General features: G+C 71.2%; 7 protein-coding genes. 5 read left to right on the top strand and 2 right to left on the bottom strand.

The genetic code is table 11. The features are described from left to right. Window positions 1–171 precede the first annotated feature (171 nt). The gene (locus U9983_RS10570) at window positions 172–2,283 is read left to right on the top strand and encodes a serine/threonine-protein kinase (protein ID WP_322753835.1); all 2,112 of its coding nucleotides are present in this window, start codon (window positions 172–174) and stop codon (window positions 2,281–2,283) included. 13 nt (window positions 2,284–2,296) lie between these two features. Next, complete coding sequence (locus U9983_RS10575; RefSeq protein WP_322753836.1) at window positions 2,297–3,049, top strand: alpha-ketoglutarate-dependent dioxygenase AlkB; 753 nt, start codon at window positions 2,297–2,299, stop codon at window positions 3,047–3,049. Here U9983_RS10575 and U9983_RS10580 read toward each other — a convergent pair. Together U9983_RS10580 and U9983_RS10585 are read right to left on the bottom strand one after the other, a co-directional pair. After that, window positions 2,991–3,956: a hypothetical protein gene (locus U9983_RS10580; protein WP_322753837.1), complete on the bottom strand. Its 966-nt coding sequence runs from the start codon at window positions 3,954–3,956 to the stop codon at window positions 2,991–2,993. The two genes, U9983_RS10575 and U9983_RS10580, sit on opposite strands and share 59 nt — an antisense overlap. Window positions 3,957–3,967: 11 nt before the next feature. Next, window positions 3,968–8,113, bottom strand: a complete 4,146-nt coding sequence (locus U9983_RS10585) for a hypothetical protein (protein ID WP_322753838.1) — start codon at window positions 8,111–8,113, stop codon at window positions 3,968–3,970. 119 nt (window positions 8,114–8,232) lie between these two features. Here U9983_RS10585 and U9983_RS10590 point away from each other — a divergent pair, with 119 nt between their 5' ends. From U9983_RS10590 to U9983_RS10600, 3 genes are all read left to right on the top strand, one after another. Further along, window positions 8,233–11,145 carry a helix-turn-helix transcriptional regulator gene (locus U9983_RS10590; RefSeq protein ID WP_322753839.1) on the top strand — a complete coding sequence of 971 codons (2,913 nt, stop codon included), beginning with the start codon at window positions 8,233–8,235 and terminating at the stop codon, window positions 11,143–11,145. After that, entirely contained in the window at window positions 11,146–11,313 is a 168-nt protein-coding gene (locus U9983_RS10595) for a hypothetical protein (RefSeq protein ID WP_322753840.1), read from the top strand. Window positions 11,314–11,695: 382 nt separating this feature from the next. After that, a partial coding sequence (locus U9983_RS10600) for an ATP-binding protein (protein ID WP_322753841.1) occupies window positions 11,696–12,643 on the top strand: 948 nt, incomplete at its 3' end.

The raw sequence follows: 12,643 nt of genomic DNA on the forward strand, positions 1-12,643 counted from the left end.
GTCGGGTCGGCGCCAACCGGGTTTCACGACGGCGGACGGTGACCGGGGGTCGGGGCCGGGGCCGATGGGTAGGATCGGCGCAGCGCACCCGGGGGATGCGTGCAGGGGAGACGATGAGCGGATCTGTGCTGGTAGGGGCGGGGGTCGCGGGAATCGGCCGACCGTCGGTACATGCCGTTTGACCCGGCGCGGGTCGCCGCGGCGCTACCTGGCTATGAGCTGGGTGAGGTACTCGGTTGGGGCACGTTCGGGTTGGTGCTGGCCGGCCGGCACCGTCGGCTGAACCGTGACGTTGCGATCAAGATTCTGGTAGCGGATCTCGACGACGCGACCGCGGGGTTCGCGGCGGAAGCGCAGCTGCTCGCCGCCCTTGATCATCCACATGTGATGCGGGTCCACGACTATGTCGCCGACGACGACCTGCACCTGATCGTCATGGAGAGGTTGGGCGGGGGGACGCTGACCCGCCGGCGGGCCGACATGTCCCCGCAGACCGCCTGCGCGGTCGGACTGGCGGTCGCCGCGGCGCTGTCCTACACCCATGACCGGGGGGTCCTGCATCGCGACATCAAACCGGACAACATCCTGTTTGATGACGCAGGCTTGGTCAAAGTCACCGACTTCGGCATTGCGAAGATCGTGGCAGGATCGGCGGCCGCGGCCAGTGCGGTTGTCGGGACCCCGCGGTACATGGCCCCCGAGCAGCAGATCACCGGCGGTCGGCTGGGACCGGGCACCGACCTGTACGCCCTCGGGATCGTGCTCTACCACCTGCTGACCGGGACGCCGCCCTTCGACCCGAGTCTGCCGTCAGATGTGCCCCCACAGCACCACCTCGGCACCGTCCCGCCACCGCCGGCCGGGGTGCCCGCACCGATCGCCGATGTGATCATGTGCGCGCTGGCCACGGACCCGAAAGCCCGCCAGCCTTCCGCGCACGCCTTCGCCCTCGACCTGGCCGGCGCCGCGGCCGCCGCCTATGGCCCGGGATGGACCGCCCGTTCCGGCATTGTGCTCCGGCTCGACGACGACATCCGCGCCGCCGCCGACCAGCTGTCCGTGGCCATCCCGCCGGTATCGGCACAGGCACCGACACCGACCGTCCGGATACCGCCGGGGCCGGGCACCGACCCGATCCGGCACCGTCGGATCGCCGTTGCGGTCGCCGTTGTCGCACTGTTCCTGGTCGGCGCAGTCCTTGCCTACGTCGCCCTGACGCCCCGGCCCCGGCACCGGCCCGTCCCACCTGTGCCCCCCTCCACGTCCATGGCGCCGACGCCGGTTCCCACCTTCCGGGCACTCGACCCGCCGCTGACCGGCCACACCGGCGAGGTGCGGTCGGTGGCCTTCTCCCCGGACAGGCGGACGCTGGCCAGCGCCGGTGGCGACGGCACGGTACGGCTGTGGGATGTCACCGTGCCGACCGCTCACCGCGCGCTCGGCCAGCCCCTGACCGGCCACACCGGTGGGGTGTACGCGGTCGCGTTCTCCCCGGACGGGCGGACGCTGGCCACCGCCGGCGAGGACTGGACGGTGCGGCTGTGGGACCTCACCGACCCGACCGTCCCCCGCCCGCTCGGCAAGCCGCTGGTCGGCCATACCGGTGCTGTGTGGTCGGTGGTGTTCGCCCCGGACGGGCGGACGCTTGCCAGCGCTGGCTTCGACCACACGGTGCGACTGTGGGACGTGTCCGATCGGGTCGCCGCCCACCTGTTGGGCGGGCCACTGGTCGGCCACACCGACGCCGTGGAGTCGGTGGCGTTCTCCCCGGACGGGCGCACGCTTGCCAGCGCCAGCTGGGATGGCACCGTGCGGCTGTGGGATGTGGCCGACCCGGCCGGCCCCGCAGACCCGGCCGTCCCGCGTCCGCTCGGCCAGCCGTTGACCGGCCAGGTCGGCAAGGTCCGGTCAGTGGCGTTCGCCCCGACGGGGAGGTTGCTGGCCAGCGCGGGTGACGACGGGACGGTCCGGTTGTGGGACATGGCCGACCTGACCGCGCCCCATCCACTCGGTCCGCCGCTGACCGGCCAGACCAGCTGGGTGCGGTCGGTGGCGTTCTCCCCGGATGGGACGCTCCTGGCGAGCGCGGGTGGCGACGGGACGGTCCGGGTGTGGGGTGTGGCCGACCCGACCGCACCCCGTCCGCTCGGCGAGCCGCTGACCGGTCAGCCGCCGACCAGCGGTAGCAGCTGGGTGACCTCGGTGGGGTTCTCCCCGGTTGGGACGCTTCTGGCCAGCGGCGACGGCGATGCGACGGTGCGGCTGTGGCAGGTGGGTAACTGACCGATGGACGACGATGGATGACGGCCTTTTCGGTCGCTCGGCGGCCGTGGTCGCGCCGGGTGCCGTTCTCCTGCCGGACTGGCTCGATAGCGCAGAGCAGCGACGTATGCTTGGTGCGGCCCGACGTTGGGCGGCACCGCCCGCGGGTCTGCGCCATCCACGTATGCCGGACGGAACGCCGCTGCGGGTCGAGTCGGTCTGCCTCGGCTGGCACTGGTCGCCCTATCGCTATTCCCGGTACGCAGACGACAGCGACGGTGACGGCGCACCGGTCAAGCCGCTGCCGGCATGGCTCGTGGAGATGGCGCGTGCGGCGGTCGTCGATGCCAGTGGTATCGACCCGACGGTGTCCGCCGAGCCGGCTTCCTATTGTCCGGACGCGGCAATCGTGAATTATTACGACGACGATGCCCGTCTCGGTCTTCATCAGGACCGGGCGGAACACATGATGGCGCCGGTGGTTTCTTTCAGTATTGGTAATGTGTGCGTGTTTCGGTTCGGCAATCCGCATACGCGCACCCGCCCGTGGCGTGACGTTGAGTTGCGAAGCGGGGATCTGTTCGTGTTCGGAGGACCGTCCCGGCTGGCCTATCACGGAGTCCCACGGACGATGCCGGGCAGCGCCCCGCCCGAGCTGGGTATGCGGCACGGGCGGCTCAGCGTCACGGTGCGCGAGACGGGCCTCGCCGGTCAGCCCGGGCGGCCGGTCACAACGGCTGAGGGCGCAGGTATCCCACCCGGTCGGGGATCCACGGGCTGGGGTTGATCTGGAGCGTGCTGGGGAGGGTGTAGACCAGTATCCCGGTGTCGATCTCCGTGAGTATCGGGGCGGTGCCGGCGGTCGGATGCCCGTTCGGCCAGGCCCCGACCTGGTAGGCCTTCCCCCGCGGCGGCTGGTAGTTGTTGCCGTTGCACCGCAGCACGTAGCCACCGGTCCGGGCCGCAACGCTCGTCGGGATGGCGTCCATCCCACAGGCGGGCAGTAGCTGGATGTCCACGTTCCGGGCGGGTTGCTGGGCGACCGCCGTGGTCTTGAGCACCTCGCTTCTGTGATCCAGACAGATCTCGATCCCGATTTCGAGGCCACCAACGGAGATGACCTGACGGTGGGCGTGTTGGGCGCTTGTCTTGCCTGTGCTCATGGCGTTGACGTCGTTGTCGAGATGGTCCACGTCGGAGAAGTCCTGCTTCATGCAGGTCCAGTGGAAGAGCTGGTTTCCCGTCGTGACCTGCGCCGAGACCCGCGCCACGGCGTAGGCCTCGCTGAAGATGACGTATTTGAAGGATCCCTGGGAGTCGAATGTCTTCTTGCTGTACACCGCCGTTCCGGGGACCAGCAGCCAGTCGTTGAACAGGCTGTCACCGCGGACCGCATCCTTGATTGAATTCTGGGCCTGTTGGACATCGAAATGTCCGTAGTGGTTGTGTCCGCTCTCCTGGCCCTGCGACGAGCGGAAGTAGAACTCCGGCGCGAGAAAGACGTTGAGAACCGTCCCGTTGACGGTGACGGGATCGTCGGCGATCTTCTTCGCGATGAATCGGGCGACCTCCAGCAGATACTGTGCTCGGATTCGCGCCTCTGTGCCGAAGTCGACCGGTTTGGGCAGACAGGACGGCCGATACTGCTGATGGGTGTCGGTCTCGTAGAACACGAATCGCACGTGGCTGTACATCACTGCTCTCCTCAACCGCGGGGCGCCGTGGCGCCGGCCTGTTGCTTCAGGATGTCGACCAGCGCGACGAAACCGTTCTCCACATCATGGAAGTCGAACGCGACAGCCGCCGCGCCGTGCTGGTTCATGAGCGTGTAGGCGACGCTCATCGTCACCGCCCCGCCGCCCACCAGCCTGAGCGAGCCCTGGAATGACGCCTTGGTGACATCCAGCAGGTGGTCGGGTCCGTTGTCGGCAAGCCAGGTGCCCGCGGCGGCCATCCCGCCCACGGCGGCCCGGGTCTGGGTCAGCACGCCCTGGGCGGCCGTGAACGTCCCCTGGGCAACGCCGAGCTCGGCGTACAGTCCTGAGACCCGCGGGTCGGCCTCGATCGGGGTGGTCGTCACCGCGGCCCGGCAGGCTTGCAGGGTTCCCAGGGCGGTGCCGAGCGTTGCCTGTTCGCCGCCGAAGGTGATCTGGTGCTGGGCGAGCTGCCTGCCCTTGTCCAGGATCTGTGGTCCGATCCAACTGGCGTTCCACCAGGAGAGCTGGCCTTTGAGGCCGTCGATGTCGTGGTTGAGGCCGTTGATGGTGCGCTGCTCGCCGTCGATCTGACGCTGTATCGAGTCCACGTCGGCCTGGGCGTTCCGTAGGGCGTTGTCGGCTTGCGCGCGCTCCCGCCGGATCTGGGCCACCTGCGGGTCGATCTGGGCCTGGATGCGGCCGACGTTCGCCTGGGCGTTGTTCACCTGTCGCTGGGCGTCACCGATGGCGCGCGTGGCGTCCCCGGCGGCGCTCTGGATCGCGGCGCTCCCGCGGGTGCGTACGAGGTCCAGGAAGTCGTTGTGCATCGTCGCCTCGACGCTCAGGTCAGCGGCGGCGAAGTTCCGCAACGGGCAGCTCGCTGTCACGTTGGCATCGAAGGTGCCGAACAGCGATGCCGACAGCGACAGCGTGAAGCCGTCGCGGCTGATCCGCAGGTCCACGTCCCGGGTGAAACCGAGCATGGTCACCGCGCCGGAGACCAGGCAGTGGGGCCCGCGTACGGCCGCAGTCGGGGCGTCGTAGGTGGCGAGCGACAGCCGCGGGCCACCCTCGCCGCCCGAGCCGGTGAGGGCGAAGATCGGGTCAACACTGATCGGCTTGATCGTCGCGTCGAGCGCGATACCGGCGTTGGGGTCGACGTCCACGTCGACAGATCCCCCGAAGCCGAACGCGGCGAGGTTCGCCGCGAGCCGGAAGCCCTGCGGGAACACCAGCTGCCCGATCATCGTCGGCTCCGGCGCGATGTAGATCTGGACGTCGAGCGATACCGCGAGCACGTCGCCCTGCCGCGCGATCCCGTAGTGCCGCAGGGCCGTCCGGTCGGTCAGGTGCCAACGCCGCCCCGGTTCGGCGACCGTCAGGAGCGCCGACGTCGCGGCGGGCAGGGCGACCTTGCCGGCGCTGAGGAACGCCGCCGTGATCGCCGGCGTGAGCGCGGCGCCGTCGAAGTCGGCGGTGAGGGCGGCCGGCACGTCGAACAGGTGCACCCCTTCCAGACGGCAGCCACTGAGCACCGGGCCGATCTCGGCTGGCACCTCGACCTGGCCGCCGAGCAGGGTGGCCACCACGTCGTCGAGACCGAGGTCGGACACGCTGCCGGCGAGCAGGCTCCTGGACGGCACGGTGGCGTCGAACAGCACCGCCGCCGAGCCTGCGAAGGCGCCGAGGCTGACGGTCGCGGCGATGCCGATCGCTGGAATCAGCTCCCAGCTGATACCGACGAGCAGGGCGAGGTCGGACAGCGTCAGCCCATCGACGCCGAACGCTCCCTTCCAGGGCGCCGGCATCGTGCCCGCGAGCAGGGCCCCGTTCGGGCCGACGTCCAGCTGCGCGGTGAACACCAGCGGCTGGCCGTCCGCCTCCAGCGCCACCCGGCCGAACAGGCCGATCGACGGTGAGCCGCCGACCAGTTGCACACGCAGCGCGCCGGTGAACGCCAGGTTGTCGTTGAACGAGCCGGACAGGCCCGCCGACAGCAGGACGTTCGCCGGGTTCTCACCGACCTGCACCAGGACGTCGAGGGTGGCGTGGTCGAGGTGCAGGCTGTTCTTAATCAACTCCAGCCCGCGGTCACCGCCGACGTCCATCTCCGCGAAGACGTTGACACCGGCTTTTACGCCCGGTGCGGCACTCGCGGGCAGGGCGATCCGCGGGGTGGTGATGGCGGGATCGCCGAAGGCGGACAGGTCGGGGAAGGTGAAGGCCGGATCGTCGAACGAGGCGACGACCAGCACCATCCGCGTGAACCGGAACGCGTCGTCCAGTGGCGCGAGGTCCTGGCTCAGCGCCGCGAGCCGCCAACCGGTCGGCAGCGCGAAACCGGCGGCGAAGCCCCAGCCCGTGCCGGCGCGGCGGATGTCGACCGCGAGGCTCCCGAAGCCCTCGACCTGCGCGCCGAGCATGAGCCCGAGGTCGGCGCCGCGCTTGTCCAGGCGTATCCGCGCATGGTCCAGAACGATGTCGAAGCCGGGCGGCCACGGGATCTGCTGGTCGCAGAGCTCGCCGAGGAGTGCCCGCAGGCCGAGGCGCGGCAGGTCAGCGCGCAGCGCGAACGGGCCGGGCACCTGGAAGCCCACGTCGAGGTCAACCCCGGCCAGGGCGAGCCGGCCGCTGAACGCGCCGCTGAACCCGGAGCCCGCCGTATGGCCGAGCGCCAATCCGACGTCACTGACCGTCAGTTTCTCTGGCCCCAGGTCCAGCGTCCACGCCGCCGGCCGCGGGGCCAGCCGGGCCGACACGGTGTAGAAGTCACCCGGACGTGCAGCGAGCAGCAGACGGTCCACCGTCAGGTCGCCGACCGGCGGCACGTCCGGCAGGTAGGTGCGCATCAGGGTGGCCAGGGGAAGGGTTGGTTGCGCGTGTACGTCGGCCGCGACGGTGAAGTCCGGCAGGGTGACCACGGCCGTGAACGGCACATCCTCGATCGAGAACCTGCCCACGAGGACCACCTGAACCGATCGGTCCGCCGAGAGCGGGCTGGTCGCCGTGACCATCGCCTCAAGATCGATGATTTCGAGGATGTTCCCGAAGGGCGCCCAGCGCACCCCGTCCAGACCCACCGTGACCGAAACGTCGTCGAGCGCGGGCAACGCGACGGACAGGCCGAGCGTCAGAGTACGCAGCGTGACCTGGCCGACGCTGCCAAGTTGCTGGCCGAGCTGGCCGGCCAGCTCGTCGCCGCCAAGTAGTCCGGCGAGATCGCCGAGGTCGATTCCGCTGACGCAGCCTTCGGGCTCGGCGGTGAGCAGCACGGAGTCGCCGCCGGGGGGCAGCGCGGCCCACACGTCGACGACAAGCTTGTCGCTCACCTGCAGCTTCCCGCCGAAGAAGACCGCGGGTGGCCGTTGCGGGTGCTGGGCGAGCCAGTCGGCGTTCGGCGGGCAGTAGAGCGCAAGCGTTACGTCCCGTAGCGAGATCGGGCCGATGGAGACCGCCACATCGAGCGCCGCCGTCAGGTTGATGCCGGGCAGCGGGGTCGGGCTCGGGACGGGCACGACGGGCTCCACCGGCGGCGGCGTCGTCGTGGGCACCGGCGGCGCGGACAGGACGGGACCGGCGATCACCAGGTCTTCCATCCCGCCACCGAGTGTGTGCTCGATCGCGCCGAAGAGCCCGACCAGCCGTAATCGGGCGACGAAGGCGAGACCGGCCGGCAGGGACGCCCCCTGCACGTCGTCCACGTGGTCGTGGGTCGACAGCGCGAAGGCCGCGCCGGTCAGCGTGAGCAGATCCAGCAGCGGGCTGGGCGTGGAGTGCAGCGGTGCCCGGAAGTCGATCGACATTGGCAGTGTGGGGAAGCTTTGCGAGAACCGCCAGGTAGCCGGCAGGGCGACGCGGATCCTCGTCGCCACCCCGGCGCCCGCCGGCCGGAAACGTACGGTGACCGCCGCGCCGTCGACGTTGAGGTAGTCCGTCGTGCCGGTGACCACCACGTCGTCCGTACCGTCGCCGGGCGCTGCCAGCGCGGCCCCGTGGACGACGACCGGCTGGCCGCCGCAGTACGTGTCGAGCAGGGCTTTGACCAGGGGGTCGGCGGGGCCGAAGAGCGTCTCCGAGATCACGAGTTGGCCGGCGGGGCCAGCTCCGGCGAGCAGGTCGGCCAGGCGCTGCCGCAGCTGATCGAGATCGGTCACCAGGGCATCCTGCGGTGGGGCCGGGCCTGCGGGCATCGGGGTGAGTACCCTGATTTTTCGCCGCCACCCGGAGCTGCGCGCGGCCAGCCGGAGGGGCTACCGGGACGGAGGGGCACGCCGTGGACACTCGGGGCACCATGGCGTCCGGACCAGCTGGCGTCGATTCGCTGCATCCGACGGCCTCCAGGTGGGGCGAGCCGCTGCTGGAGCGCGCGGACGAGGTGGCGGTCCTGCGGGCCGCGGTGGGTGCGGCCCGCCGGGGCGGCGCCGGCGCGGTGGTCGTGCAGGGGCCGCCGGGGATGGGCAAGACGAGGCTGCTCGCCGTCGCCGAGAGCTTCGGGGCTTCGTGCGGGTTACGGGTGCTGGCCGGCCGCGGGCGGGAGCTGGAGCGGCAGGTCGCCCTGGGTGTCGCGGTTGACCTGCTCGCGCCGCCGGTGGCGGCCGCGGATCAGACGGACCGGGCGAGGCTGTTCGCCGGCTTGGCCGCGCCCGCCGCCGCGCTGTTTACCGGAACCGGCGCCGGTGCGTCCGCACCGCCGGATGCGGAGGCGGTGCTGCTGGGCCTGTGCTGGTTGACCGCGAACCTGACAGGCTGGGATCTGGCCGGGGACGAGGTCCGGCCGGTGCTGCTGACCGTCGACGACGCGCAGTGGGCCGATGCCGCGTCATTGCGCTTCCTGACCATGTTGGCCGACCGGGCCGACCGGATCCCCCTCGTCCTGGTCGTCGCCGTCCGCGATGGTGAGGCCGGGGCCGACGCGCCGGCGTTGCGCCGGCTGGCGATGGTTCCGCAGATGCGGCTGCTGACACTCGCACCGCTGAGTGCCGAGGCTGTCAGCCGGCTGGTGACTCATGCGTTGCCGACAGCGGACGGTGCGCTCGTCGCCGCCGTCGCCCACGCCAGCGGTGGCAACCCCTTCCTTGTCGGCGAGCTGGTGCAATCCTTGAACGTGGCCGACACCCCCGTGGCTGCCTCCGTCGCAGGCCTGGTGCCCGACACGGTGGTGCGCTCGGTGCTGGCACGACTGGCTCACCTACCGGCCGACGCCGGCCGGCTGGCCGCCTCGGCCGCGGTGCTCGGCGACGGCACCCCGCTGCGCCGTGTCGCAGCCCACGCCGCTCTGGACCTGATGGCCGCCGAACGGGCAGCCGACGCGCTCGCCACGGCGCACCTGCTGCGGCCCGGGGACCCGTTGACGTTTGTCCACCCGCTCGTCGGGGCCGCGGTGTACGCCGACCAACCGGCGTTCGCCCGTACCCGTGCGCACCGGCGTGCCGCCGACATCCTTGCCGCCGAGGGTGAAGGAGCGGAGCGGGTGGCCGGCCATCTTCTCGTGGCCGCGCCCGAGGGCGACACCGCCGTCGTCCGGGTGCTGCGCGAGGCGGCAGGCCCGGCGCTGTCGCGGGGTGATCCCGCGGCGGCGGCGAGGCTCCTCGACCGCGCCCTTGCCGAACCGGCTCCGCCACACCAGCGCGGCGCCCTGCTGATCGAGCTGGCCCGCGCCCAGCTGACCGGCGGCGACACGGCCGCGCACACGACGCTGTCGGAGGGGCTCGCGCTGCTCCGCGACGCGCCGGCCCGGACCCGCGCGGACGCCCTGGGCATGCTGGCCCAGATCTGTCACGCGCGGGGCGACGCCGCAGGGGCCGCGGCGGCCAGCGGGGAAGCCCTCGACCTGCTCGACCCGCACGACCCGGCCCGGGAAGACCTGCTGGCCGGCTATCTCGCGATCGCGATGTTCCACCCTTCCCTGGTGTCCGACGCCGACAGGCGGATGCTCCCCGTGCTGCGGGCCGCACGGCAGGGGCGACCGCCGAGCCGGCCCCCCCTGCTTGCGCATGTCACGCTCCGGCTTGCGCTGGCAGGCGACCCGGCGTCCGCTGTCCGCCACATGGCCGCCCGCGCGTTGGCCGACGACCCCTTGCTTGGCCCGGACAGCCCCGCGGCTTTGATCGGGCTCGTGGTTCATGCCCTGGTCATCGCAGGCGAGCTCGCTGCCGCCGACGCGGCCGCCGACGCCGCGCTCGCCACCGCCCGTGAGCGGGGCGACCTGCTTGCTCAGGCCAGCGCCAGCTACCACCGGGCGCTGTCCCGCTTCCAGCAGGGTGCGCTGACCGCCGCGCTCGCCGACCTCGAAGCGGCCCAGACCGCTCACACCGCCGGCTGGACTGCCTCGGACGGATGGATCTACTCTCTGCTCGCTGTGGTGCACCTCGAACGCGGCGACCGTGCCGCCGCCCACGAGGCGCTCGGTCAAGCTAACCATGTTGACCCCGCTGCCGCAGGATCTATGGACGCCGCTCTCGTCCGGCACGCCCGCGCCCGGCTCGCCCTTGCCGAGCACGACCCGGCCGCGGCTCTGGCCGACGCCTGCGCCGCCGGGCGCCATCTCGACGAGATCTACGGCGTGGACCATCCCGGCCTGCTACCGTGGCGGACCACTGCGGCGCTCGCCGCCTATCACCTCGGGGACCACGCGCATGCCCGACAGCTCGCCGGCCAGGCTGTCGAGCGGGCCCGACAGACCGGCGTGGCACAGGCCGTAGGCGCCGCATTACGCGTCGCCGGACTGGTCGCCGGTTCCCGTCCCGACATTGCCCTGTTGACCGAGGCGGCAGGCATACTGCGGGAGACCCCGGCCGCGCTCGAGCACGCCATCACTCTGGTGGACCTGGGAGCGGCCCTGCGGCGCACCGGGCAACGCGAGGAGTGCCGACAGCCGCTGCGCCACGGCCTCGCGCTCGCCGACCGCATGCACGCCCGGCCGCTGGCCGAGCGCGCCCGCGCCGAACTGGACGCCGTCGGCGTCCGGCCGCGCCGGACCGCGGTCACCGGTATCGACGCCCTCACCCCGGCCGAGCGTCGCGTCGCCCTGCTTGCCCTCCACGGCAACAGCAACAGCCAGATCGCCCAGGGCCTGTTCGTCACCATCAAGACCGTGGAAACCCACCTGGCCCGCGCCTACCGCAAGCTCGGCATCGCCGGCCGCCGGCAGCTGCACGACGTCTTCGCTTCCGGCGCCGACCACTAAGTGCCCATCCTGCACGACCGGGTCGGCATCAAGCTGCGCGGCGGAAGCGACGTCGTCATCCCAGCCCAGGGCCGCGAGTTCCCGTCCGGAAACGGATCCGACCAGTTCGCCGTGTACGTCGGACTCGGCCTCGGCGGCCGGCGAGAACCGCATCCTGTTGCACGGTGACCCGCTGTGCGGCGACGTCTCGGTGCCGGAAAGGCAGGACCGCGGCTCCTCGGCCGACCGCAACGCTTACCGCCGTCGTGAACCGCAGAATGTCCACGATGACAATGACATTGCTCGGATGTGCCAGGGCGGCCAGGTCTTGCGCAGCCCAGCCGAAACGGACGGAAAACGGACGTTGTCCGGCGAGGTCCAGCATGCACCAAGTGCTCCTGACAATGGATGCGGCAACCGTCACGGAGTCGCCGTATCCGTTCGGCCGGGTCTGCGTCCGGAGCGCCTGGCGGGGTACCCGGCGGGGCACACAGGGCACACGGCGGGGCACGTGGCGCACCGTAGAGTGGCGGGGACGGTCGTCGTCCGATGTCGCGGAGGGCTCTAGCTCATGGGACGCAGGTTCAACACGGCGGGGCCGTGTCTGCCCGCGTACCACTACATGGTTCCGCCGCTGCCGCGGTTGCCCGAAGCGCCCGATCTGGTGGACCAGATGGGCTATTTTGTGGTGCATGCTCCTCGGCAGACGGGGAAGACGACCACGCTGCGGGCTCTTGCGGACGCGTTGACCGCTACCGGCGTGTACGCGGCGCTGCATTTTTCGTGTGAGGTCGGCGAGGCTGCCGGCGACGACTACGGCGCGGCGCAGCGCGGCGTACTCCGCGCGATGCGAAGCCGGGCCGAGATCGCCCTGCCGGCAGAGCTGCGGCCGCCGCCTTGGCCGGCGGCCCCTGACGAGAACATGCTCGCGGAGGCGCTTGCGGGGTGGGCGCGGGCCTGCCCGCGGCCGTTGGTGCTGTTTTTCGATGAGATCGACGCGTTGCGCGGTGCGAGTCTGATCAGCGTGCTGCGCCAGTTGCGGGCTGGGTTCAACGAGCGACCGGAGGGGTTTCCCGCTTCGGTGGCGTTGTGTGGGCTGCGCGACGTGCGCGACTCCTGCCCCCGAAACCGCTTCGCGGTTCCGCGGGTCCCCGGGGTCGCCAGTGGTGGTGACCCAAACCGGCTTGGGACGGCGAGCCCTTTCAACATCAAGCTCAAGTCGCTGCGGGTGGGGGACTTCACCGCTGAGGATGTCCGGGAGCTGTACGCCCAGCACACGGCCGAGACCGGGCAGGTGTTCACCCCGGCGGCGGTGGCGCGGGCGGTGGAGTTGACCGCGGGGCAGCCGTGGTTGGTCAACGCGTTGGCCTACGAGATCGTCGAGGAGCTCGCGGTTCCGGCCACCGAGCCGATCACTGTGGACCATGTGGAGCAGGCGAAGGAGCGGTTGATTCTGGCTCGCGCCACGCATCTGGATTCGTTGGCGTCCAAGCTCGTGGAGCCGCGGGTGCGTCGGGTT

This window comes from Protofrankia sp. Cas3 (assembly GCF_963555955.1).
Classification (GTDB): domain Bacteria; phylum Actinomycetota; class Actinomycetes; order Frankiales; family Frankiaceae; genus Protofrankia.

What these genes read in the sequence shown, in the direction of transcription:
- U9983_RS10580 (WP_322753837.1), bottom strand. Translation starts at nt 3,956, where the DNA reads ATGTACAGCCACGTGCGATTCGTGTTCTACGAGACCGACACCCATCAG.
- U9983_RS10575 (WP_322753836.1), top strand. Translation starts at nt 2,297, where the DNA reads ATGGATGACGGCCTTTTCGGTCGCTCGGCGGCCGTGGTCGCGCCGGGT.
- U9983_RS10570 (WP_322753835.1), top strand. Translation starts at nt 172, where the DNA reads ATGCCGTTTGACCCGGCGCGGGTCGCCGCGGCGCTACCTGGCTATGAG.